Origin of the sequence: Zhongshania borealis, assembly GCF_039539625.1 — a bacterium.
Lineage (GTDB): Bacteria > Pseudomonadota > Gammaproteobacteria > Pseudomonadales > Spongiibacteraceae > Spongiibacter > Spongiibacter borealis.
Window position 1 is genome coordinate 294,669 of the sequence record NZ_BAABDM010000004.1, and the last position, 23,055, is coordinate 317,723.

At 50.1% G+C, this 23,055-nt stretch carries 20 protein-coding genes and 1 pseudogene; 12 read left to right on the forward strand and 9 right to left on the reverse strand.

All coding sequences use genetic code 11. The features are described 5' to 3' along the window. The first annotated feature begins 22 nt into the window (after positions 1-22). The 3 genes from ABD836_RS12785 to ABD836_RS12795 are packed head-to-tail and all read left to right on the forward strand — an operon-like array spanning position 23 to position 2,154. Complete coding sequence (locus ABD836_RS12785; protein ID WP_344936543.1) at positions 23-529, forward strand: copper chaperone PCu(A)C; 507 nt, start codon at positions 23-25, stop codon at positions 527-529. Then, a complete protein-coding gene (locus ABD836_RS12790) occupies positions 529-1,563 on the forward strand; it encodes a DUF2333 family protein (RefSeq protein WP_344936546.1) in 1,035 nt (344 codons plus the stop codon). Before ABD836_RS12785 ends, ABD836_RS12790 begins: the two co-directional genes overlap by 1 nt. A 3-nt stretch (positions 1,564-1,566) precedes the next feature. After that, complete coding sequence (locus ABD836_RS12795; protein WP_344936549.1) at positions 1,567-2,154, forward strand: YajG family lipoprotein; 588 nt, start codon at positions 1,567-1,569, stop codon at positions 2,152-2,154. 91 nt (positions 2,155-2,245) lie between these two features. Here ABD836_RS12795 and ABD836_RS12800 read toward each other — a convergent pair whose 3' ends face one another. The 3 genes from ABD836_RS12800 to ABD836_RS12810 form a co-directional block, all read right to left on the reverse strand. After that, the gene (locus ABD836_RS12800; RefSeq protein WP_344936551.1) at positions 2,246-2,770 is read right to left on the reverse strand and encodes a hypothetical protein; all 525 of its coding nucleotides are present in this window, start codon (positions 2,768-2,770) and stop codon (positions 2,246-2,248) included. Between the two features lie 287 nt (positions 2,771-3,057). Further along, on the reverse strand, positions 3,058-3,510 hold the full coding sequence (gene trxC, locus ABD836_RS12805) for a thioredoxin TrxC (protein WP_344936554.1): 453 nt from the start codon (positions 3,508-3,510) through the stop codon (positions 3,058-3,060). A gap of 118 nt (positions 3,511-3,628) precedes the next feature. Beyond that, on the reverse strand, positions 3,629-4,627 hold the full coding sequence (locus ABD836_RS12810; RefSeq protein ID WP_344936556.1) for an adenosine kinase: 999 nt from the start codon (positions 4,625-4,627) through the stop codon (positions 3,629-3,631). 80 nt (positions 4,628-4,707) lie between these two features. On the opposite strand from ABD836_RS12810, the gene mrcB reads away from it, so the two are divergent. Continuing rightward, a complete protein-coding gene (gene mrcB, locus ABD836_RS12815; protein WP_344936558.1) occupies positions 4,708-7,002 on the forward strand; it encodes a penicillin-binding protein 1B in 2,295 nt (764 codons plus the stop codon). A gap of 14 nt (positions 7,003-7,016) precedes the next feature. On the opposite strand, the gene ABD836_RS12820 is transcribed toward mrcB, so the two are convergent. Both ABD836_RS12820 and ABD836_RS12825 read right to left on the reverse strand, forming a co-directional pair. Beyond that, a complete protein-coding gene (locus ABD836_RS12820; protein WP_344936560.1) occupies positions 7,017-8,471 on the reverse strand; it encodes an ATP-binding cassette domain-containing protein in 1,455 nt (484 codons plus the stop codon). 129 nt (positions 8,472-8,600) lie between these two features. Then, the gene (locus ABD836_RS12825) at positions 8,601-9,476 is read right to left on the reverse strand and encodes an LOG family protein (RefSeq protein WP_344936562.1); all 876 of its coding nucleotides are present in this window, start codon (positions 9,474-9,476) and stop codon (positions 8,601-8,603) included. Positions 9,477-9,666: 190 nt separating this feature from the next. Between ABD836_RS12825 and nhaA the strand changes: the two genes are divergently transcribed. From nhaA to ABD836_RS12855, 6 genes and pseudogenes are all read left to right on the forward strand, one after another. Then, complete coding sequence (nhaA, locus tag ABD836_RS12830; RefSeq protein ID WP_344936565.1) at positions 9,667-10,857, forward strand: Na+/H+ antiporter NhaA; 1,191 nt, start codon at positions 9,667-9,669, stop codon at positions 10,855-10,857. A 64-nt stretch (positions 10,858-10,921) separates the two neighbouring features. Next, entirely contained in the window at positions 10,922-11,212 is a 291-nt protein-coding gene (locus ABD836_RS12835; RefSeq protein WP_344936567.1) for a hypothetical protein, read from the forward strand. Between the two features lie 54 nt (positions 11,213-11,266). Continuing rightward, positions 11,267-11,743 (forward strand): annotated as a pseudogene (locus tag ABD836_RS12840) (DUF1295 domain-containing protein). Positions 11,744-11,777: 34 nt separating this feature from the next. Further along, positions 11,778-13,337, forward strand: coding sequence for a cation:proton antiporter domain-containing protein (locus tag ABD836_RS12845; protein WP_344936570.1), 1,560 nt, complete (start codon positions 11,778-11,780; stop codon positions 13,335-13,337). 138 nt (positions 13,338-13,475) lie between these two features. Then, positions 13,476-14,804, forward strand: coding sequence for a DUF2157 domain-containing protein (locus ABD836_RS12850; RefSeq protein ID WP_344936572.1), 1,329 nt, complete (start codon positions 13,476-13,478; stop codon positions 14,802-14,804). Further along, a complete protein-coding gene (locus ABD836_RS12855) occupies positions 14,797-15,813 on the forward strand; it encodes a GDYXXLXY domain-containing protein (protein WP_344936575.1) in 1,017 nt (338 codons plus the stop codon). Before ABD836_RS12850 ends, ABD836_RS12855 begins: the two co-directional genes overlap by 8 nt. 60 nt (positions 15,814-15,873) lie before the next feature. Here ABD836_RS12855 and ABD836_RS12860 read toward each other — a convergent pair whose 3' ends face one another. Further along, positions 15,874-17,097: an acyl-CoA desaturase gene (locus tag ABD836_RS12860; protein ID WP_344936577.1), complete on the reverse strand. Its 1,224-nt coding sequence runs from the start codon at positions 17,095-17,097 to the stop codon at positions 15,874-15,876. 287 nt (positions 17,098-17,384) lie between these two features. Between ABD836_RS12860 and ABD836_RS12865 the strand changes: the two genes are divergently transcribed. Next, positions 17,385-19,898: a TonB-dependent receptor gene (locus tag ABD836_RS12865; protein WP_344936578.1), complete on the forward strand. Its 2,514-nt coding sequence runs from the start codon at positions 17,385-17,387 to the stop codon at positions 19,896-19,898. 60 nt (positions 19,899-19,958) lie between these two features. Next, positions 19,959-20,969, forward strand: coding sequence for a 2-dehydropantoate 2-reductase (locus ABD836_RS12870; protein WP_344936580.1), 1,011 nt, complete (start codon positions 19,959-19,961; stop codon positions 20,967-20,969). Between the two features lie 3 nt (positions 20,970-20,972). Here ABD836_RS12870 and ABD836_RS12875 read toward each other — a convergent pair whose 3' ends face one another. From ABD836_RS12875 to ABD836_RS12885, 3 genes are all read right to left on the reverse strand, one after another. Beyond that, on the reverse strand, positions 20,973-21,656 hold the full coding sequence (locus tag ABD836_RS12875) for a hypothetical protein (protein WP_344936582.1): 684 nt from the start codon (positions 21,654-21,656) through the stop codon (positions 20,973-20,975). A 155-nt stretch (positions 21,657-21,811) separates the two neighbouring features. Continuing rightward, positions 21,812-22,135: an Mpo1-like protein gene (locus tag ABD836_RS12880; RefSeq protein ID WP_344936585.1), complete on the reverse strand. Its 324-nt coding sequence runs from the start codon at positions 22,133-22,135 to the stop codon at positions 21,812-21,814. Between the two features lie 24 nt (positions 22,136-22,159). Next, entirely contained in the window at positions 22,160-22,915 is a 756-nt protein-coding gene (locus tag ABD836_RS12885; RefSeq protein WP_344936587.1) for a class II aldolase/adducin family protein, read from the reverse strand. Between the last annotated feature and the right edge of the window lie 140 nt (positions 22,916-23,055).

The window sequence follows — 23,055 nt, forward strand, 5'->3', positions numbered from 1 at the left end:
AAAATAATGCCTTGGAGGATTTGTGGTTTTTAGAAAATGGTGGGCCGCAGCGGTAACGCTGGTCTTGTTGAGTGGCGGGCTGCAAGCGCAGGTGGCCCGCGTTTCAATTGAAAATGCCTATGTTCGGGGCTTGCCGCCAAGTCAGCCCAATACGGCTGCGTTTTTTACCGTGCATAACCCTCATGATGTGCCTGTACAAATTATGGCGGGGCGCAGTGATGCCGCCGAGCGGCTGGAAATACATGGTCACCAACATCGCGATGGTATGATGTCGATGCAGCGTGAGGATACGATTACGGTTCCTGCCGGTGGAGAGTTTCGCTTTGCCCCTGGCGGCTACCATTTAATGTTGATTAATTTGACAAAACCGCTGAACGACGGCGATCAGCTTAATTTTGAGCTCAAAACCCTCAGTGGTGAAACGATTGAGGTGGCGGCGCCAGTTATCAGTGTGCTAAAACCCGCACCGCTTGGCGCTACTTCGTCGACATCGACCGCGACTCACACCGAACACACAGGAATGCATTAATGATTGACGCTATAAAGGACTTCTTTGCAAGAATAAAAGAAGCGGGCCAAGACTGGCTCGGCGATGGCCTAATTTTGAAAATTGCCGGGGTAGTGGTGCCGCTGTACTTGCTAGCGGTGATGATCTTTGGCGTGTATTGGAGTTTTACGCCCGAGATGCCAAGTACGCAGTACTTACAAAAAGACGCGAAAGCGTCGGTAGTGGGCACGGCCACAGTGTCGGCATTAATTGATGTTGGCGAAGTGCTGCTCGATAAACCCGGCGGCTTTATCAGTAATGACATTAGCCCGCCGGGTATATTTATGGACGATATGCCGGCGTGGGAATACGGTGTATTGATTCAGCTTCGGGATTTGAGCCGTGCTATGCGCGAGAATTTCAGTCGCTCGCAATCGCAGTCGCAAGAAGACGGCGATCTCGCTAAGGCGGAGCCGCGCTTTAATTTTTCAAATAACAGCTGGGCGGTACCGGCCTCGGAGTCGGAGTATCGCCAGGGCCTTAAATTTCTGAAAATCTACCGTCGGCGTCTTGCTGATGTGGATCAGCCACAAGCGCAGTTTTACGCCCGCGCAGACAATCTGCGCTACTGGTTAGCGGGTGTGGAGTCGCGGTTGGGCAGTTTGTCGCAGCGCTTAAGCGCCAGTGTTGGTCGGCCCCGTTTAAATACCGATCTTGCCAATGACGCTAATGCTCGGCAGTCAACCGCCGCCTCCTCAGAGGTTCAAGTAAAGACGCCATGGTTAGAAATCGACAATGTATTTTACGAATCGCGGGGCACGGCATGGGCCTTGGTTTGTTTTCTTAAAGCCATTGAAGTTGATTTTGCCGACGTCTTGGCGAATAAAAATGCCGCGGTGAGCCTGCGGCAAATAATTCGCGAGTTAGAGGGAACCCAGCAGGCAATGTTTAGCCCAATGGTCTTAAATGGCAGTGGTTTTGGCTTTTTGGCTAATCACTCATTGGTGATGGCGTCGTATATCAGCCGCGCGAATGCAGCTATTGCAGATTTACGTGATTTATTATCTCAAGGATAAATAATGGCATACTCTACTTTGATAAAATCCTGCGTGATTGCAGCCAGCGTGCTGCTCACCGCCTGCGCTTCTAGCCCGCAAGCGATTCAATTGGCGCCAAAATTCTCCGCGCCGAGCGCCCGTGTTGTTAACGGCAGTCCCGTGCACGTTAGGGTTAGCGATCAGCGTCAAAACAAGGTGTTGGGCAGTCGCGGTGGCGCATACCCAGAAACCTCCGTTGTAACGATTGGCAATGATCTGTCATTGGCGGTGGAAAAATCCCTAGCCGCACACATGGCGGCAATGGGTTATGCTACCGACAGCCTCAGTGCTGACACGGTTGATCTGCACGTGATATTTGATTCACTCGTGTATGACCACCGCAAAGAAGAGGGGGTTGGCTATGATATGGATATGCTCGCCGCGGTGAATGTGGTTGCCAGCCGGGGCAATGAGCACTATGAAGGTCGCTACCGAGTTAAGCGTAAACAGAAGTTTTTTAAAGCGCCCAGTAACCCAGACAATATTGAGCAGGTGAATGGTCTGGTGGTAGAAGTGCTTAACAGTATGTTCGAGGATCCAAAATTAGTGGGCTTCTTACGGAATAAATAGTGGAAATTGTTTAGACGGAAAAGGCGGATGCTTTAATTGCACCGCCTTTTTAGTTTAGACAAAACTGTTCGCGAGTTTGATAATACTTGGACTATGGTCGATAACTAGATTCTGCGCCCTGCATTGTTACGCGACCAACCTCGATCAATTTGTGGCCTTTTGTAATGTTAGACTCGCCCTCGGAAACTCGATTATTTCCGCGCTTAATTAGCTCCCTTCCTTTTTCGGTATTATCTTTGCCCTCTTCCCACGCAGCTGCATATTTTTTGAGTTTGTGAGCGCGTTCAACGGCGGTATCAACATCAGCTGTGTCCTGTGTGATTTTTGCAAGTGCCTGAAAGGATTGGCGGCTGGTTTCAACAGCGATATTCCCAGTGATGATAAGCTGTTCGCCATTACGTAGATCTAAACGGCCATTTTCGACGGTTTTATGGCCTTCTTTGACTTGTTTTTCACCTTTTTTTACTAAGCTTTGGCCTTCTTCCCATTGTTTTGCAATGGCGACGGTTGACTCGCCGTCCGCCTTTATTCGGTCGCCAAATGTAGGGGGGCTTGTCGCACATCCCATCGTGCTGAAAGCGATCGTTACTACCATTGCAAAAATTACTGTTTTCATCGGTGTATTCCAATTATGTGAGTATTTGAACGGGTGGCTGAATGGGGTGTACTGTAAGCGGTGAATCGTAAATTGGTGTTCAATAGGAATAAATACTGATTCTGGGGGATAGAGCTGATTTATTGCGCCAATTCTAGGCGTCGAATTTTCTCATAACATGTCGATTATATCGGTGAAATGATGGCATTTATGTACGTATAAATACATAAGTGTCCCGTAGGGCTACCCACATCAAATCCGCATAGGGACTATTCCCGTTCTTTTTTTATTTGCTGTGACTTGCTAATTTAATGGCGTAGCCCTGCTAATTGTTGCTCTAGCCATTGCTTGAATTGCGCCTTAGGTAGGGCGCCAGAAAGCCGCGTAATTTCTCGACCTTGGTGGAACAATATTAGGGTGGGAATTGAGCGGATTTGGAACTGCGCGGCTGTTTTCTGATTTGCCTCTGTATCGAGTTTAAGAAAGCAGGCACGGTCTGGCATCTCTGCGGCAAGTTCGCTATATACCGGCGCAAAGGATTTGCAGGGGCCGCACCAGCTCGCCCAAAAATCAACTAGCACTGGCAGGCTGCTTTGCTGGATATAGCGATTAAAATGAGTGTCGGTGGCGTTACGGACCTTGCCGTCGAGTAGGCGGTGCTTGCATTTTCCGCATACTGGCGCATCGTGGAGTCTGCTATCCGGTATCCGATTAATGACTGAGCAGCTTGGGCAAATAAGTTGTAGCGTTGGGTTTGTCATTGCGTGTCCTAGCGATAGGCGGCGATAGCAATGATATGAGGTTCAAATGGCGGTATTTCAAGCTTAGACAGTGATATAGCTATCCCTAGCCGTGTCTAGGGATAGCTGAAAGGGCAGTCTAGCCCTTTAGTTCGTTAAGTAACTCTTGGTGGCGTGGCCCCGGAAGACGAGGTCCGTACTGGGAGACCACCTCGGCGGCGGCGCGGCTAGCGAGTGCGCCAGCTTGCGCATAGCTATAACCGTGGGTTATGCCGTAGAGGAAAGCGCCGGCAAACATATCGCCTGCGCCGTTGGTATCGACGGCTTTTATAGCGTGACCAGCAATACTATGCAGGTGTTCGCCGTCGAACACTAAGGCGCCTTTGGCGCCAAGCGTAATCGCGAAGGTTTTGGCGACGTTCTTTAGCGCGGCAACGGCTTCGTCTAAAGATTCGCTATTTGCCCAGCCCAAGGCTTCCGCTTCATTGCAAAATATCAGGTCGACGCCGTTGCCCAGCATATCTTGCAGGCCATCCCGGAAAAAGCTCACCATGCCGGGGTCGGAAAAGCTCAGGGCGGTTTTTACACCGCTTCGCTCCGCAATTTCTCGGCCAGCAATCGCGGCGGCTCGACCACTGTCGGACGTCACCACATAGCCTTCCATGTAAAAATACTCGGAGGCGGCGAGGGCGGCTTCATTGAGTTCACTGATACCAAGTGTTTCACTGATACCAAGATTGGTGTTCATGCTGCGTTCGGCGTCGGGGCTAATTAATACGAGGCATTTGCCGGTAATGCCACTGGCTTTCGTGCCGTTAAAATCGGCATCGACACCGGCAGCTTTGATGTCGTTCATAAAGAAGTGGCCGTGTTCATCGTCCGCGACTTTGCATGAGTAGTAATTGTTTGCGCCAAAATAGGCTGCGGCGACAATTGAGTTACATGCGGAGCCGCCGCTGGCTAAATTGGCGTGAACCATATGGCCGCGGAGTTGGTCCAATAACTCTTGTTGGCGACTGGCATCGACAAGCGTCATCAGACCTTTTTCCACGCCAAGGGCATTGAGTTCAGCGTCGTTGATTTCAATTTCGGTATCGACCAGCGCTGCGCCAATTCCATAGAGGTGGTATTTTTTCATCTGATTTGCCAGTTACTTGAGGTAAAGTGCCGCTATTATCCGGTTTGAATTTTGATTTGCAATGTATCTGGTCGTATTGAATGGTTAAGAAAGCGTCAAAGGGAAGTGCTACGTCGGCAACAGGTTTTTCATGGTGGGGGCTGTTCGCGAAACTGAGCATTGTGTTCCTAGTGCTCATGGTCGTGTTTTTCGCCTACTGCGACGCCAAGGTGCGTGGTGCATTCGATCGGCAGCGCTACGAGCAGCCGGCTAAGGTTTACGCTCGGCCGCTGGTATTGGCAACAGGTGCAATTCTCACTGCCTATGAGCTCGAATCTGAGTTGGCCGAAATTGGCTACAGCAGTCGCCGCCTGGTGGATCAGCCGGGCAGCTATTACCGCCAAGGCGATCACTTCAGCATTTACTTGCGACCCTTTGATTTTGCTGATGGCCCCCAGCCGGCGCGCAAAATTGAAGTTGATATGAATGGCACAACGGTGGGGGTTGTCCGCAATAAATTGGGCGATCGTATTGCCGAAGAGCAGTTGGACCCCATGGTTATTGGTGGCGTTTACCCCGGCCGCCATGAAGACCGCTTGATGCTCAGTCTTGCCGAATCACCGCAAATGTTGATTGAGACCTTGGTTCAAGTCGAAGACCAGCACTTCTATCGTCACTTTGGTATTTCGCCGCGCAGTATTGTGCGTGCCATGCTCGCCAATATTAAGGCCGGTCGCACCGTGCAGGGCGGCAGTACCTTAACCCAGCAGTTGGTTAAAAATACGATTCTTAGTAACGAGCGCAGCTTGTGGCGAAAGGCCAAAGAAGCGGTTATGTCGATTTTGACCGAGATGCATTACAGCAAAGATCGCATTCTTGAAGCCTATATTAACGAAGTGTATCTGGGCCAAGAGGGCAATCGTGCAATTCACGGGTTTGGCTTGGCTGCGCGGCATTACTATAACCGCCCCTTGAATGAATTAAATCTGGCGCAAACCGCGATGTTAGTCGGCCTTGTAAAAGGGCCTTCTTATTACGATCCATGGCGGCACCCTGAGCGTGCGAAAACCCGTCGTAATATCGTTCTTAATGAGCTGGCGGAAGAAGGCTGGCTGACCAAAGAGCAATTAACTGCATGGCAAAATGAGCCCTTGGAATTAGCAAAAACCTCGGCACTCGCTGGCGTGTATCCGGCTTATGTCGATCTAGTGCGTCGGCAACTAAGTAGGGATTACCAGAGTAAGGAGCTGCAAAGTAGTGGGTTAAGGATATTCACACCATTTGATCCGGTGCTGCAGCGCCGGGCTGAAAAAGCCACGGTTAAGTCTTTGCAGCGCTTGGAGTCGCGGGAAAAAGATTTAGAGGTGGCAATGGTGGTCACCAAGGTAAATAGCGGTGATGTGGTTGCGGTTATTGGTGGAAAACGGCCAAAGTACGCGGGATTCAACCGGGCCTTGGACGCCTTGCGGCCGATAGGTTCGCTGGCAAAACCCGCTGTCTTTTTAGCCGCGCTCAATCAGCCCACGCAATATAATTTATTGACGAAAGTGTCGGATGAACCGGTCTCGATTACCAATGCAAATGGCAGTCAATGGAAGCCCGCTAACTACGACCGTAAATCCCATGGCGAAGTGCCGCTGCACACCGCATTGGCGCATTCCTACAATATCGCGACCGCGAGATTGGGTATGCAAGTTGGGCTTGATAAGGTGATGGCGATGTTCCAACGTCTTGGTATACAGCGTCCGCTGCTGGAGGTGCCGTCAATGCTATTGGGCTCTGCTGAATTGGCGCCTATCGAAGTTGCAGCAATGTACCAGACCTTAGCCGCCGACGGCCGTTATACGCCCCTGCGTACGATTTATGCGATTACTGACAATAAAGGCGAATTATTAGCACGCTATCCACAAAAGCCTCGGCAAGTGGTTAATCCTGCGGCGGTGCATTTACTGCAATACGCGATGTTAGAAACAGTGCGGGAGGGTACTGGTAAAGGGGTATACCAGGTGTTGCCGAAGGACTATCGCGTTGCGGGTAAAACTGGCACGAGTAACAATACTCGTGATTCTTGGTTTGCTGGGTTTGCTGGCGACTATATGGCTGTGGTGTGGATGGGTACTGATAAAAACACCTCAACAGGGTTGACTGGTGCCAGCGGCGCATTAACCGTGTGGCGGCAATTTATGGCCGAGGCCAGCACCGAGCAAATGCCCTTTTCACCGGTGGATGGTGTGGAATATGAATGGGTAGATGGGCTCAGCGGTAAGCTCAGTCAGTCTTGGTGTGAAAATGCGCGGTATATGCCCTTTATGAGCGGAAGTGCGCCTCGTGAACGCGGCGGCTGCGCCCCGGAGCCTGAAAAGGTCTGGGGATGGTTTCGCAGCGTGTTCGATTAGGTGATTTGTAGGGGTTAGAATTCGCGAATTTGGGCGGTATAACCGCCCTGACTAGCGGGAACTAAATCCATAAATTGATTGATGCACTCGGGTACTTCTTCACTGCGGTGGCTCACAAACAACATCCGAGTTTGGCCGTGGGCGGCGATTTGGTCTACCGCGCCAAGCAGTCGGGACTTTTGTTCATTGTCCAAACCAATGCAGGGTTCATCTAAAATGAGAATTCGGGGCGACTTCACCATCGCCCGCGCTAAAAGTACCATGCGCTGTTCACCAAAAGACAGACGGTCAAAACGCTGTTCTTTAAGCGGCAGCAGTTCAAGTGCGTTTAGCCATGCTACTAAGGTCTGGCGTTGCGACTCGCTGTAGTCAGTGTACAAGCCCACCGAGTCAAACAAGCCTGAAGCAACCACATCGATCACCTTAGTGCGTTTTAAATTGCTCATTTGCATGCTGGTATTGAGCAGGCCGAACAGGGCTTTGACCTCCCAGATACTTTCGCCACTGCCTCGGCGCTTGCCAAATAAATATACCTCTTGGCCGTAGGCCTTGTCGTTTTCACCACACAACAGGCCGAGCAATGTCGATTTACCTGCGCCGTTTGGGCCGCTGATACAGCAATGTTGGTTGGGCATTAAACGCCAGTTGATATCGCTGAGAACTTGCTTCCCTCGAAAATTGACATTGATGTTGCGGAGTTCCAAGAGTGCGGTGTCGTTGGGGTGCGCAGGCGCGTCGACAATAGGTAGTGGTTTGGCGTAATGATGGAGCGCTGCACTGGCTTGCTTCGCTTCGGCGGCGCTGCATTGGCCTAGGATTTTGCCCTGAGCCATGGTGTACACAGCGTCGATGGCATCGGGAATGTCTGATGCGTCTTTCGTTAACAGAATCAGTGGTGTGGGTGAGAGAAGCAGCTCGTCAAGCATGGCCCGCATCTCCGCTTGGGCTTTTATGTCTAAGCCTTCAAATGGATTGTCGAGAATTAAGGCGGCGGGTTTGGCGAGTAGCGCACGGGCGAGTAGGGTTTTACGACTTTCGCCGGTTGAAATAAAGCGAATCCCTTGGTCGAGAATGTGACTGATTCCTAGGCGTTGGCAAAGGATTTCAAATTCATCATTCGCGGTTTGCCCCTGCAAAATAATATTGCGGACGGGTGTGCCCACATCAAAGGCGTCGTCGCGTGTCTCGCTGTCGTCAAAGCGACGGTCGTGTTCCATTAATTCGCGGTGTAAATCAAAGGAAATATGCGCAATATCATCGGGGCCGAGTTCTGCCGCGTAGGTGATACGTCCCTGATTGGCTCGCAGTTTGTCAGTAATTAATTTGGCGAGGGTGGTCTTGCCTGCGCCGTTACCACCGAGAATGGCAATGTGTTGGGCAGCAGGCCACTGCCAGCTAAAATTGTCGAGAATCGGGTCGAGCTGATAGGCGAAACGTATGGCGTCAAAGGCAATAATAGGCGCGGACATGGGTAACCGTGGTAGCGTGAAAATAATCAGCCACTATACCATAATTGGCATGCCGCAATTCGTCACGCGCTTGGCCAAGTGACTGCGGTAATCACTTGGCCTTTGTTTAAGCCCCTGCCAACGCGGATCTTAACAACGTATACACTCGCCAGGACTGAGCTGATAAAAATCGACGATGTGCTGCCAAGCTTGCTCAGCTGTGTCGACGATATTGATCATATTGACATCGTCGGGGCTGATAACACCTTCGTCTCGGAGAAACTCTAAATTTATAGCCTGTCGCCAGAATTCGTGACCGATGAGAATGACCGGAACCCGCTTAGACTTACCCGTTTGAATCAAGGTGAGGGCCTCAAACAATTCATCAAAGGTGCCAAACCCTCCGGGGCAGACCACCACCGCTTTGGCTCGTAGCATAAAGTGCATTTTGCGTATGCCAAAATAGTGAAAGCGGAAACAAAATTCTGGGCTGATATAACGGTTCGGCTCCTGTTCGTGAGGGAGTACGATATTGAGCCCGATAGATTTACCGCCAGCTTCGCTCGCGCCGCGGTTAGCGGCTTCCATTATGCCGGGGCCGCCGCCAGTGACCACGTAAAGTTGTTCGGTGGGGTCGCAGTTGGTTGAGTGAGTAGTAATGAGTTCTGCTAGGCGACGAGCTTGCTCGTAGTGATGGCTATTGCGTTGGTCGCGCTTGGCGGCGCGAATTTTGGCGGGGTCTCCGCTCGCTTGGGCGGTGATCAGCGCGGCGTCTGCATCCTCTGGTGACGGAAAGCGGGCGCTACCGAAAATAACAATAGTGGATTCGACCCCGTGTTCCTTTAAAGTCATTTCCGGTTTTTGTAATTCCAAGTGAAAGCGCAGCCCGCGCAGTTCCTCACGCAGTAAAAAATCTTGATCGGAATACGCGAGACGGTAGGCTGGCGGTTGATTTTGTTGGTTGCTTGGTAGTTCGTCCCTGGCCGAGGGGAAGTTGGCGCCGCGTAATTTGGACTTATCGGTCATCTATTGTTTCCTAAACGGTGGAGGTAAAGTGTTCATTGAGCTTTAGCATAGCTGCGAAGTGCTACAAATGCATAGCAGCGAAACTCGTGAGAAAACATTGTGTTGTCGGCGCCAGTCGGTATGATCTTGAGTTAGATGCAGTGCGTATACGCAATTGCCGTGCTTTCCATTTAAACTATTCTAGGTATGTATGTCTCAAACAGATTCGTCATTCATAAATAACTTCTTAAAACAGGAATCCGCAGGCGGGATTCTATTGGTGATGGCCAGTATTCTAGCCATGGTGATGGCCAACAGCCCCTTGTTCAGTCTTTATAATCTGCTGATAGACACCCCTGTGGTAGTGCAGGTTGGTGCGCTTAAGCTCGCTAAGCCATTGCTGATGTGGGTCAACGACGGCTTGATGGCGGTGTTTTTTCTGTTAGTCGGCTTAGAATTGAAGCGTGAATTTCTTGAAGGTGAACTTGCTGAACTAAACAAAATTATTCTACCTGGCTTGGGCGCAATTGGCGGGATGCTCGTGCCGGCGTTAATCTATTTGGCCTTGAACGCTGATGATGCGGTTGCTCTGCAGGGCTGGGCGATTCCAACGGCCACCGATATTGCTTTTGCGCTGGGTGTGCTTAGTTTGCTCGGGCCGCGTGTACCTATAGCGCTAAAGGTGTTTTTAACATCGCTGGCTATTTTTGATGATATTGGCGCGATTCTCATCATCGCCTTTTTTTATACCAGCAAAATCTCCCTGTTGGCCTTGGTGGTGGCTGCCGCTTGTGTGTCGGTTCTCGCGATTATGAACCGGCGGGGGGTAGATGAAAAAAGTCCCTATTTATTAGTTGGTCTGGTGATGTGGGTTGCCCTCGTAAAGTCGGGGGTGCACGCAACCTTAGCTGGGGTAGTGTTGGCGATGTTTATTCCAATGCAGCCGCGAGACGCCAGTAAACACTCACCAGCAAAATCCTTAGAACATGATTTACACACGGCCGTGGCCTTTGTGATTTTGCCGGTATTTGCGTTTTGTAATTCGGGCATAAGCTTTAGTGGTGTTGGCCTTGAACAAGTGTTGCACGGCGTGCCAATGGGTATCGCCATGGGGCTGTTTGTAGGTAAGCAAATTGGTGTGTTCGGCTTTTGTTGGTTGGGGGTTAAATTAAAACTGACTAGTTTGCCATCGGAAATATCTTGGCTGTCGCTTTATGGCACCGCCGCACTTTGCGGTATTGGCTTTACCATGAGCCTGTTTGTTGGCTCCCTTGCCTTCGAGGAGTCTGGGGTGAACAGGCTATTTGATGAGCGATTGGGGATTATTATCGGTTCATTATTGTCTGGGCTGGTGGGCTATATCATCTTGAATAAGAGTTTAGGAAAAACAACTGACTACTAACGCCGCGGCCATTGATCACTAGGGCTTGTTGTATACGGGACATTAAATCAGAGGTAGGGCGTCGATGAGAAAGTCCGCGTTAAAGGCCGGACTCGCGATATTGCTAATGGCGATGATTGCATTCTTGATCTCTGGGCTCGCCGGGCAGGGTTTGCCGACCTATGGCGGTTTGAACCTAGCGCTATGGTCACTCGTGATTGCCTTTGGCTTGCAATGGCTGATGTTTGTGCATGCTTATTTATGTCAGGCCGAGCGCTTTTATGATTTAACTGGCGCTGTCAGCAATATTGCCGTTGTGGTATTGAGCTTGAGTCTCTCTACTGAAACAGCACGAAACTATTTACTGGCGAGTTAGTGTCGATAACGGCGATTCGCGTTTTGCGCCCATTAAAGTGAATTTTTTCGATTTTTGATAACGTGGACTTTGCAGGGACTGGGAGTTTTTATTATTACCCTATGTGCAATTTTGGCGATTGCTTCAGTCGAAGATCGGCCTTTAGGCTGGGTCGCGGGCTTGGGTGTAATGTGTTGGTTGCTAGGAATGCTATTGGAAACAATCGCTGATGTGTAAAAACGGCAGTTTCGTGCGGAGCAAGTGAATGTTGGACAATATATTCACACTGGCTTGTGGGCCTGGTCTCGGCATCCAAACTATTTTGGTGAAATCTTAGTGTGGCTTGGCGTGAGTATTGTTGCTTTGCCAGTTCTAAGCACTTGGTTATATTTAGGTTTGCTGTCCCCGCTATTCGTTATTTTGGTATTGACCAAAGTGAGCGGTATTCCTTTACTTGAGGCCAGCGCACATCGACGATGGGGTGGCGATCCTGTATATGAACACTATAAAGCCAACACGCCGGTGCTGGTGCCGCGAAGACCTCGATCTTGAAGGTGAATTTATTGAACGTGATGAGTGAGTTGTAATGATTGAACCCATGTTGGTCGGGCTAGCATTTATTGCCGGTTTGTTATTTAAGCGGCTCGGAATGCCTCCTTTGCTTGGGTATTTGCTGGCGGGTTTTGTTGCAGGTGGTTTTCATCTCGGTGACCCGAAGCTTATTCATGCGTTGTCTGAACTCGGTATTATTCTACTGCTCTTTACTATTGGCCTTAAATTGAATTTGCGAGAGCTGTTAGCGCCGCAAATCTGGGCCACAGCAAGTTTGCACACGGTAGTTGTAGTGCCGCTGACCGCAGCGGTTTTGTTAAGTTTACACTGGCTTATCCCAGAGCTGCAGCTTGTTGAAACCTCGGTTGCGTGGATGCTGGCGTTCGCGCTGTCGTTTTCGAGTACGGTATTTGCGGTCAAAATTTTTGATGAGCGCGGTGAGGGCGCGGCGCTTCACGCAAAAATCGCGATCGGTATCTTGATTGTGCAAGATATTTTTGCAGTCAGCTTTCTGGTCTTTTCCGCCGAACAGCCGCCGTCGCAATGGGCCTTTGCCCTGCTGGCGCTGCCACTTGCGCGCCCGCTCCTTGTTGTACTGCTCAAACAGGCCGGTCACGGTGAACTTCTAGTCTTGTTTGGTATAGGTACGGCATTGGGCGCTGCTGCCTTATTTGAATTGGTGCATTTAGAGGGTGGCCTAGGCGCTTTGCTATTTGGGGTCTTGCTGTCGAAATCAAGCAAGAGTGTGGAACTGTATAAAAGCCTTATCAATTTCAAAGATATTTTTCTCACTGCTTTTTTCTTGAGTATCGGTTATGCGGGCATGCCCAGTGGCGCGATGTTGACCGTCGCCTTGGTGTTGGCTGGCCTAATATTAGTGAGACCAATAATTTATTTTGCACTATTACTGATGTTTCGCTTGCGGGCGCGGACTTCCTTGCTCGTTGGTTTGTCCCTATTTAATTACAGTGAGTTTGGCTTAATTGTCGCCGCTATGGCGGTCAAGTCTGGTAGCTTGCCCGCCGAGTGGTTGACCACGCTTGCGGTAGCGATGGCTTTGTCGTTGTTTATTGCGGTGCCGTTTAATACCCATGTACATAGTTTGTATGCGCGGATAGCGGATAGATTGCAAAAATTGGAGCGCAAGCAACTGCTGGTTCAGGAGCGAGCGGTGAACATGGGTGAAGCCGAAATAATTATTTTTGGTATGGGGCGAATTGGCGGTGGTGCCTACAACTACCTGAGCCAACACTACCCAGAAAAAATTGTTGGGGTGGAAGAGAGCGCAGATAAGGCGGTATCCCTCAAACTTGCCGGTATCAACTGTGTTTCTGGCGACGCCAGCGACCGTGATTTCCTCGAACGGGCTGATTTACAGCGGCGGCGTATGATCTTGGTGAGCCTCAGCAACCACGAAGAGAATATTGAGGTTGTAAAATTACTCAATCAACTAAACTACCAGGGCAAGGTTGCCGTGGTATCGCGATTCCCTGATCAGCACGATGAATTGCTTCGCATGGGGTGTGTTACCTTCAACCTATATGCTGAAGCTGGTCACGGTTTTGCTGAACGGGTACTAGAAGAGTTGGCGTGATGCTACAGATCGCGGTGAGCCCGTACCGATAATTACTCTTTTAGGCTTGCGCGTTAAATGCGCGTATTATTGATAGGGAACCATTTGGCAGATAGACGGATCTATCCGTCCGGCGTTTTAGCCGATTGCAGGAGTATTATGGACAATAACAATCCTTGGTTACGCGCTGAAATCGATCAGTGGCTAAGGGAAGGTGTTATCAGCGACGAGCAAGCGAAGATACTCTACGCTCGCTACCCCGTCATGATCTATGGGCGCGGTGGTGTTAGGACAAGTCGCGGGGGCGACGGGCGCTGGGGCAAGCTTATATTTGCGGCTCTGGGCGTTAGTATTTTTGGCATGGGCGTTATTCTACTGTTTGCCTATAACTGGGCAGATATGCATCGCTACCTCAAGCTAGCAGTAATTGGTGTTTCTATATTATTGGCCCACGGCGCGGGTATGGCGCTTTATGGCGCCGACCGACAGCGCAAGCTAGGGGAGAGCTTACATTTACTCGGGACCGTCTTATTTGGTGCTGGTATTTGGCTTGTTGCGCAAATATATCATTTTGATGCTCATTACCCTGACGGCTTTCTGCTGTGGTTTGTCGCCGCCTTAAGTTTTGCTTGGGCCCTGCCGTCGGCAGTTCACGGCATTTTAGCGGCGGTTCTACTTGTGATGTGGAGTGGACTTGAAACATTTGAGTTTCAGCGTCAGTTGCCGCAAACCAGTTGGATCTTGATGTTCTGTCTATTGCCCTTAGCGTGGTGGCTGCGCGCTAATAGTCTTTTGACGATTGTCTTGCTGAGCTTACCGCTGTCTTATGTCTTTGGTATTTGGGGTTTTGGTGAGCAGTTTGTGATGCCGGTGTTGTTGCTGCTGGTAGCGAGTTATTTTGCTTTTGCGCGGCTCGCAGTCGGGCTTGCTAATCCCGAGGCTAAGAATGTATTCGAGAGTGTGGGGCGCGCGCTCTGGCTGCCGCTAGTATTTATTGGCAGCTTTATTGGCGTTCCGCCGCAGCAAGGTATATCGGCGGTGGCTGGTTTCGGATTATTGCATTTGCTTGCGCCGTTGGTATTGGCGTCGGCTGCGTGGTTGTGGGCACTGGCTAAAAGCGGTAGTCGCCCGGCGGACAAGCAATCTTGGTTAGACAGTGGCTTGGTGCTCGGGGTGCTGCTGCTCGCAGTTGTTCCTGCAATGTTCGGGGCAGATATGACGGGATTTGGCCGCGTGGTATTTAACGTGGTATTTCTCGCTTATAGCTTGTTGTACGTGTATCGAGGTACAGAACAAGGTCGCGGTAAAATATTAGGCCTGGGCTGCTTTATGCTCAGTGTACTTGCCTTTGCTCGATTTACTGATTTGTTCTACAGCTTACTCGCGCGCTCAAGCGTATTTTTGGTGCTGGGTTTGCTGCTGTTTTTGATTGGCCAGCGCTACGCCAAGCAAAATACTCGTCGTAAGCTGGAGAAGCCCCGTGCGTAAAGGAATAATTGTGGCGCTAGTGTTGAGTCAGCTTGGCTTGCTTGGCTACTTAGCGGGACAGCGGGAATGGGTCCGCCAGCGCGGAGAACAAATTTACTTACGCACAGCACCGGTTGATCCGCGCGATCCCATGCGCGGAGATTATGTTCGTCTGAGCTACAGTTTTAATACCGTGGATGTCAGTCGTTATCGGGGCAGAGCTGCTGCCTCGACTTTACGGCGCGGCGCAGCCGTTTTTGCGGCACTCAAAGCGGGGCCGGAAGATGTCTATGAGCTGGATTATCTGAGTGATCAGGCGCCCTTGTCTGGCTTGTACTTGCGTGGCCGAGTGACTCGAGACGTGCTCGCCGGACAAATTGCAGTGGCTTATGGTATTGAACAATACTTTGTAGAGCAGGGTAGTGGTCTAGTCATCGAAAAGCGGCGCGGCGGTCGTGATGGTATGCAAATACCCTTGGAAATGGCGGTCGCGGTTGGTAGCAATGGCGTGAGCGTACTCAGTGGCTATCGTTGGGGACGTTTGGGGATTGCCTTAGAGCAAATAAACCCTACTAGTACGGCACAAAGTACGTCACTGAGCTGGGATAGTGCGAGCATTGCCCAGCGTAGTCCGGTAATTGTGCTTAGTCTCCAAAATGTATCAGACGCCGCATTAGCCATTGCGGACAATGAAAAGCACTGTGGCTTCAGCTTGCAGTCGCTCGGTGACACCGGGCGAAGCTTTAGCCAAGCCGATAAGAGTTGCGCATCTTATGTCACGCGCGAATCCGATATTATTTACTTGGCGCCAGGGGAGGTTTATCGGGTCGAGTTTAATATGGGCTTGCCGCGCTGGTATGTATTGGAACGCAGTGGTGGTGCGTCGTCAGCGATGGTAGTGAGTGCGGCCAATGAGCGTTTTAACTTGGTCTATCAAACGGCAAGTTTATTGTCTGGTATGGATGCCGACCTGCTCTGGCGCGGGAGTATCGTATCGCCAGCATTTAGTGTGAACGGTAGGCTAGATTAGCGAAGGTGCATTTGACATAAAAAAAGACGCATATAGCGTCTTTTTTTATGTCTTGTTGTCTTATGCCATTTGCACACTAAGCATTTGCAGGCGTTTGCGCTGCATTTTTAGCGCGTATTCCAGCTCCTTAAGTCGGGTTCGCAGTGTGGCGTGCTCCCAGGCATTGTGTAAATTGAGCTGCAATTGTTCTTTTCTGTCAGCAAAGTTTTCTTGCAGAGCTTCCTTCTGAGCGCTAATGGCGTGGCGCTTGGTTTCTACCCAGCGTTGGCTAACAGCGTTCCAATCGTTCAAGTGCTCACAGAACTGCAGGTATTCCTGCTCAAGAAATGCGCCGAACTGCTTGGCATCAGCGCCGTTGCTTCTGCGCAAAGCCTGTTCAGCTTTTTTGAACTGCATGGTGAGGACCGCGCGCTGAATTTTAAAATCCGGTACTTTACGCAAATCCCAGGTTAGGCCGACCCACGAGGCGGTCTTAATGAGCCATTTCGTTGGGTCGTAATGCCACCAGCGAATGCCGTTGCGATAGTCATTTTGAAAAATATGGTGATAGTTATGGTAGCCCTCACCATAGGTGAGCAGCGCCAGAAAATCGTTGTCGCGGGCTGTGTTTTCATCGGTGTAGGGGCGACGACCCCAGTAATGGGCCAGAGAATTAATAAAAAAGGTCGTGTGATGGCTAACCACTAAGCGGAGCACACCGGCAAGCAGGATGTTTTCCAACATATTGCCGGTGATAAAACCGAGAATCACCGCTGGCGCAATATTCATGATGAGCACTAAGGCGAGGTAATTATTGTGCTGCCACATTACTATTTTGTCGCGTTGCAGATCACGGGCGTTGCTGAAGTCCTCGCTGCTTGCTTGGTAATCTCTTAGCATCCAGCCGATGTGGGAATACCAAAGGCCTTTTTTGGCTGAATAAGGGTCGTTGTCAATGTCATCGACGTGGCGATGATGACGGCGGTGGCCAGAAGCCCAGATTAAAATGCTGTTCTGGGTAGCCGCTGCGCCAAATAAGGCAAACATAATTTTTAGCAGGGGATGAGCTTTATAGCTGTTGTGCGCCCATAAACGGTGGTATCCGGCCGTAATCGACATGCCATTGGCGCCGAGTATCACAACAAAGGCGAGCCAGCCGCTCCAGCTAAAGCCCTGGGTAAATCCGTACCAAGGCACGCCGATCAAGGCGATAAGTAGGGTGCTAGAAAATAAAATGCTCTGCATCCACAGCAGTGGCGGCTTTTGCTCGGATTTGGACTGTGCGGTTTGATGCGCTTCAGACATTGCGGGGGTGGCCTCGTCGCTTATTAAGTGTGTATATTGCGGCATTTTATAGAAAGCACTCCGCCTTTGACAGTTACGACTTGATGACAATGTGTTTTTGTGACGTAAACTGTGCGGTCATGCAAGTAAAATAATAGTCTGGCGACGGGCATAGTGCCATTGGGATTTCCCCTAATATGCCGACGTGGCGGGTAAATGCGCCGCTCCTTACAAGGCCTATGGTATTGTTGGTGGGCAGATAAAGAGTGGCGCAATAAAAGACTTATTCAGGGAGTAGAGCGCAGAGTATGTTAACAGCGATTAAGCACCTAGGCTGCGGCCTTGGTAAACAGGATGTTTGCTACCAACCCTATGGCCGCCGCTTGCCCTTGCTGGGCATAGGTTTGGTAACGATGTTTATAAGCACCACCAGTTACGCGGCGGATAAGGCCCGCCTTGAGGAGGTCTTAGTCAGCGCAGGTAAGAAAATTGAGTCTCTGCAAGATACCCCTATTTCATTGACGGTATTTAGTGAAGATCGCCTAGAAGTAGAAGGTATCAGCGGGTTGGCGGATATCGCCAGCAAAGTACCTGGTCTTACTATTGAGCCTTTCCCTATCAATGGCGGCACGCCGCGCGTTTATATCCGAGGTATTGGTTTGGGTGATGTACAAGTTACCCAAGACTCACCGGTGGCTTTATACCTAGATGGTGTTTACATTGCGCGCTCCAGCGGCGCAGCTATGGACGTGGCTGAGTTGGCTCGGATGGAAATTTTGCGGGGTCCGCAAGGTACCTTGTACGGTCGCAATACCACCGGCGGCGCAATTAATTTACTGACGCGACGGCCGCACACTGAAAATTTGGAGTTTAAGCAAACATTAGGGCTGGGGAATCGCAATTTGTTTCGCAGTAAATCCAGTATCAATATTCCACTAAGTGATTCCTTCGCTATTAAATTTGCCTATTTTGCTGAGCTCCGTGACGGCTTTATAGAAAATACTGGGCCAGGTGGCGATTTTGGCGACAGTGAAGTGCAAGGCGCCCGTTTTGATCTGGCTTGGCATATCAGCGATGAGCTGCGCCTGGACTACAGTTATGATCGCTCTGACATGGAGTCGTATAACTATATGTTTCAGGCAATAAACCCTCCTTCAGAAGACGGAAATAAGGGGCAGGCCGAGGCCATTAAGCGCAGTGCGCAAGCGCGCAGTAAATTTGGTCAGCATCGTTTTAGTTCAATGGCCACAACGGCGCCACTAGAAGCGTCGAGTAGCGAAATTGAAGGCCATTCCCTAGTTTTCCACGCTACGACTGCGGTCGGTGAGTTTAAATATATTGGCGCCTACCGGGAGTTATTCGATTCAGCATACACTGATTTGGGTGGCGGCTTAGGGTCGGCTGACTACCGCCTAGATACAAATTATTTCGATGGAAGCGCAGCTGATTCTGCAGCAGGTGGCCCAACGCCATTGGTTAAACCAACCATTTCTCAGCACCAGCAGTCCCATGAACTGCAGTTTAGCGGCGAGCTGAAAGGTGCGGGTTTAGAGTATGTAGTGGGTGGCTATTATTTTGAAGAAAAGGCGGTAGAAGATAATAGCCCTATGCATTTGCAGCTCTATTCTCTGGTAGATGGCTCGGAAGACGTTTACATCGCAAATTTCGTTAGCCAAAAATACGATGTTGAGAATCAAGCGACAGCGCTATTTGGTCAATTGCGTTGGACGCCGTCAATTCTCAATAATGCCCTGCATTTTACTCTCGGTGCGCGGCATTCTAGGGACCATCGCTACGCGCTCAAAAACCAGCGTGACGAGGTCTATTTTGAATACTCTCCCGATATCGGTAATCCACAGGTCTTTTCCTTAACCGCCCTCGCGGAGAATGCGCTGCTAGGCCCATTGATCATCCCTCTCTTAAATGAAGGTGGTTTGCCGGGTGATCGGCGCTTTAACAATGTGTCTGGGCGACGTCGATTTAAGGATGATTCCTTTAGTGCCATTGTGGAATATGAATTAAGCGAGACCGTAAATCTTTATGCCAAGGCTGTAGAGGCCTATAAAAGTGGCGGATTTAATACCCGTGATCCACAGATGGATGGCGATGAAGGCGCAGCGTCCGATGGTATCGATTACGGTGTTGGGTTTGCAGATGGCTTTGGTGAAGAGAAGGCCTTTACGACGGAATTGGGTATGAAAAGTGAGTGGCTTGACCGTCGTTTGCGCTTAAATGCCAATGTGTTTCAGACCGATTTCGACAATATGCAAATGAATTTCTTGCTCAACGGAACGGTTGCAGACACCAAGGTGCTAAATGCTGGAACCGCAAGCATGCAGGGTTTTGAATTTGACCTAAGTGTATTACTGGGCGACAAGATCGCGGCTAGCATGGAATACGCGTATCTTGATGCAGAAATAACCGAGGTTCGTGACAGCCAGGGCAACGACGTAAGTTATCGCTATGCGTTTTCTGCAGCGCCAGAGAATAGTTATACCGCGAGTCTTGATTGGCATGTTTGGCAGGGCGCAAAAGCCAATTTGCATTTAAATGTGAATACCAATTTTATGGACACGCGTTTGGGCGGCGGCGATGTGCAAAATGCCTTAACCATCATGCGTTCATACCAACTGTGGAATGCGCGCTTGAGTCTTACCGAATTAGAATTTGCTAGTGGCGAAGTGAGCGTCGCATTGTGGGGTAAAAACATACTCGACAAAGAATACGAGATATACGCGATTGATAATCTACCACACGCTGATCGGGCCGTGGTGTGGGGCGAGCCCCGAAGCATTGGTATGGAATTGAGCTATCATTATTAAGGCGTTCAATATCGTTGACCGCACACAATTTTAGAATAATAAATTAAGAAAGAGGCAGACATGGCATTGCGTGTGGGTATTGTGGGGGCGGGCAGTATTGGTTGTTATATTGGCGGGGCTCTGCAAATGGGTGGCGTCGACGTGTGTTTTTTAGGTCGGCAGCGCATGGCGGCGGAGCTGGCTGAACATGGCCTGCGGATTAGCGACTACCGTGGTTTAAAACATGACATACCCGCTCAACAAGTGAAGTTCTACACTGAACTTACTGACCTTCCAAAACAAGACATTGTCATCGTCACGGTTAAGTCTGGTGATACAGCGGCCATTGCTGAACAGCTGGCGCCGGTTATTCAAGCTGGGACGACGGTCATTAGTCTACAAAATGGGGTTGCAAACGCGACGATACTCCACCAAGCAATGCCTGATACGACGGTGTTGGCCGGTATGATTGCCTTTAACGTCCTACACATGGGCAATGGCTGTTTTCATGCTGGCACAGACGGTGCTGTTATTGTTCAAGCTGCCGCGGCGATGAGCGCGCTTGGCGAAGCTTTAAAGATTAGTGGTACGCCTTTTGAAACGCAGATGGATATGCGTTCAGTGCTCTGGTCCAAATTATTATTGAATCTGAACAACCCAATTAATGCATTGTCTGGTTTGCCGTTAAAAGCGGAGCTGTCGCATCGCGCCTATCGCCGTTGTTTGGGTTTATTGCAGCGCGAGGCCTTGGCGGCAATAGCCGCGGCGGAAATTCCCTTGCAACGATTAACAGCGGTGCCAACATCGTATTTACCCTATGTTCTCGCCTTGCCGGATTTTGTATTTACACGGCTTGCGCAACCCATGCTAGCCATTGACCCAATGGCACGTTCCTCGATGTGGGAAGACTTGGAGCGGGGTCGTAAGACAGAAGTGGAATGGCTTAATGGCGAAGTCATTAGCTTAGCAATGGCGCAGGGCCTTACTGCACCCGCAAACTCGCGTTTAAAAGCCTTGGTCCATGAAGCTGAACAAGGCGGGCGCCGTGATTACAGTGGCGCAGAATTGTTGGCACTTATTAGCGCGCCGTAAAAATTATTCGGCAAAATTGGCTACCCGTCGCTTTCCGCCTGGATAGCTGACGACGAGGCGGCCACCCATTAATCGATAGTTAAATTCCAATTGCCAATCTTCATCAGCGGCGGTGTAAATCTTTCCGTCAACGGCTTTCCAACGTTGCGAGGAAGGAGTGGTGCATGGATCGCGATGGTTTTTGCGTGTGCGAGTGTCGACCAAGTATATTGATTCGCAGAGTTTGCCGTTTTCGCTAAAATGAATTGCCCACTCTTCGCCAAGATAGGGATTGTTGCTGCTAGCACCGGGTTCGGCAACCGAGTACCACGTGCCTAGAATCGCGGTATCAATAGGGTTTTGTTGGATGTCAGTGCTGAGAATGGTTTTGCTGAGTCTTTTGCCAGAGGCGTTGGTTAAACTGAGCTCAATGTGACTTTCATCGATACGCTGTATGTCAAAAAGCAGATCTTCGGCCGCTTGGCTGCTTCCTATGGGAGTCTGGCAACTGCCTTTAATATGCTTGCCGTCGACATTGCCTATTAATAAATAGCGCGCTCTGGCATTGCCCATTTGCAGTTTGGCGGTCACTCGGCGTTGAAATGTTTGGCTTGAGGTGAGTTGTAGGGTCCACGTACTGCCGTCGACTTCGGCAAAATATCGCTCTTGAAAGCCATCAATACTGGCAAAACTACTTAGCGGGCTCATTGAGGCCCAGCAGATCAAGCTCCATAAAAGATGTCGTATGACATTTGCTCGGATCATTATTATTCCCCTGTTTACGAGATCTTGGGGTGATTATTCCGTAGTAATGTCACATCATAATGGATATTGCTGGCAATATCGAAGTTCTGGCTCTGCAATTAAAGTGGTATGCGCCCGATTAGTAGGTCTTTTGCCATCACCCAGTCGCCAATAAAGCTGTATAGCGGGTTCTTGAAGGTTGCCGGTTTGTTTTTCTCAAAGAAAAAATGACCTACCCATGCGAAGCCGTAACCGATAATCGGGAGTAACCAGAGTAGTGCCCATTGCTGATTGATTACAGCAGTGAACAGGACTGAAAGAACAATAATGCTGCCCACCAAATGCAGCCGGCGGCAGGTCTTATTACTGTGCTCGCTGAGATAGTAGGGATAAAATTCGGCGAAGCTGGTAAAGGTCTTTAGTTCATTTGTGCTAGTAGACATATTATCCTCCTTTTTACGTGCAGATTAGTCGGCGTAGCCTGGGTTTTGGCGGTCGAGTTTCCGCAACAAGCCAGGCCAGGCTAGGCCGCCAAACAAACCACCGGTAACGATTTTGGCCGCTTCCTTTACCCCGTCGACAATGGCTGGGTCTATGGGGATGAGTTCGCGGTTGCCCGCGAGTGCTTTTACTTGGATCATACAGCTCGCTTCGAAAATATACATGGATAAAAATGCGTCGGCGGGGGTGGCGCCCACGGTTAGTAAACCGTGATTACGCAACATTAAAAAGGTGTTGTCGGCAAGATCGGCGACCAATCTTGGCTTCTCTTCCTCGTTCAGCGCAATACCTTCGTAATCGTGATAGCCAAGGCTGGCCAATACCAACGTGGCTTGTTGCGACAGTGGCAGCACGCCTTCGCGTTGGGCCGATACGGCGACGCCGTTTAACGAGTGGGTGTGCATCACGCATTGAGCGTCTTCACGGGCCTGATGAATGGCGCTGTGAATGGTAAACCCGGCGGGATTCACCGGGTAGGGCGAGTCCGCCACTTTATTGCCCTGAAGATCGATTTTAACCAGTGACGAGGCGGTTATTTCTTCAAACATCATGCCGTAGGGATTAATCAAGAAATGATGCTCTGGGCCAGGTATGCGCGCGGTGATATGGGTGAACACCAAGTCGTCCCAGCCAAACATAGCCATTAGACGATAAGCAGCGGCGAGGTCGACTCGCAATTGCCACTCGGCATCGGGAACTTGGTTTTTTAGAGATGCTGTCATTTTGCTGTGCCTCATCGCGTTATTAGGGTTATTCAATGGCTTGTTAAGCTATAGTCCATTTTGCGTCGAGTTGAGCACTAAAATCTGTCAAGCAGATGACAGTGTCGACGATAATGGACAAAAAGAGTGTAGCTTGTGAA

Excerpts from the sequence above, each read along its gene's own strand:
- ABD836_RS12790 (WP_344936546.1), top strand. The coding sequence starts at position 529 with ATGATTGACGCTATAAAGGACTTCTTTGCAAGAATAAAAGAAGCGGGC.
- ABD836_RS12795 (WP_344936549.1), top strand. The coding sequence starts at position 1,567 with ATGGCATACTCTACTTTGATAAAATCCTGCGTGATTGCAGCCAGCGTG.
- ABD836_RS12800 (WP_344936551.1), bottom strand. The coding sequence starts at position 2,770 with ATGAAAACAGTAATTTTTGCAATGGTAGTAACGATCGCTTTCAGCACG.
- trxC (WP_344936554.1), bottom strand. The coding sequence starts at position 3,510 with ATGACAAACCCAACGCTACAACTTATTTGCCCAAGCTGCTCAGTCATT.
- ABD836_RS12810 (WP_344936556.1), bottom strand. The coding sequence starts at position 4,627 with ATGAAAAAATACCACCTCTATGGAATTGGCGCAGCGCTGGTCGATACC.
- mrcB (WP_344936558.1), top strand. The coding sequence starts at position 4,708 with ATGGTTAAGAAAGCGTCAAAGGGAAGTGCTACGTCGGCAACAGGTTTT.
- ABD836_RS12820 (WP_344936560.1), bottom strand. The coding sequence starts at position 8,471 with ATGTCCGCGCCTATTATTGCCTTTGACGCCATACGTTTCGCCTATCAG.
- ABD836_RS12825 (WP_344936562.1), bottom strand. The coding sequence starts at position 9,476 with ATGACCGATAAGTCCAAATTACGCGGCGCCAACTTCCCCTCGGCCAGG.
- nhaA (WP_344936565.1), top strand. The coding sequence starts at position 9,667 with ATGTCTCAAACAGATTCGTCATTCATAAATAACTTCTTAAAACAGGAA.
- ABD836_RS12835 (WP_344936567.1), top strand. The coding sequence starts at position 10,922 with ATGAGAAAGTCCGCGTTAAAGGCCGGACTCGCGATATTGCTAATGGCG.
- ABD836_RS12845 (WP_344936570.1), top strand. The coding sequence starts at position 11,778 with ATGATTGAACCCATGTTGGTCGGGCTAGCATTTATTGCCGGTTTGTTA.
- ABD836_RS12850 (WP_344936572.1), top strand. The coding sequence starts at position 13,476 with ATGGACAATAACAATCCTTGGTTACGCGCTGAAATCGATCAGTGGCTA.
- ABD836_RS12860 (WP_344936577.1), bottom strand. The coding sequence starts at position 17,097 with ATGTCTGAAGCGCATCAAACCGCACAGTCCAAATCCGAGCAAAAGCCG.
- ABD836_RS12865 (WP_344936578.1), top strand. The coding sequence starts at position 17,385 with ATGTTAACAGCGATTAAGCACCTAGGCTGCGGCCTTGGTAAACAGGAT.
- ABD836_RS12870 (WP_344936580.1), top strand. The coding sequence starts at position 19,959 with ATGGCATTGCGTGTGGGTATTGTGGGGGCGGGCAGTATTGGTTGTTAT.
- ABD836_RS12875 (WP_344936582.1), bottom strand. The coding sequence starts at position 21,656 with ATGAGCCCGCTAAGTAGTTTTGCCAGTATTGATGGCTTTCAAGAGCGA.
- ABD836_RS12880 (WP_344936585.1), bottom strand. The coding sequence starts at position 22,135 with ATGTCTACTAGCACAAATGAACTAAAGACCTTTACCAGCTTCGCCGAA.
- ABD836_RS12885 (WP_344936587.1), bottom strand. The coding sequence starts at position 22,915 with ATGACAGCATCTCTAAAAAACCAAGTTCCCGATGCCGAGTGGCAATTG.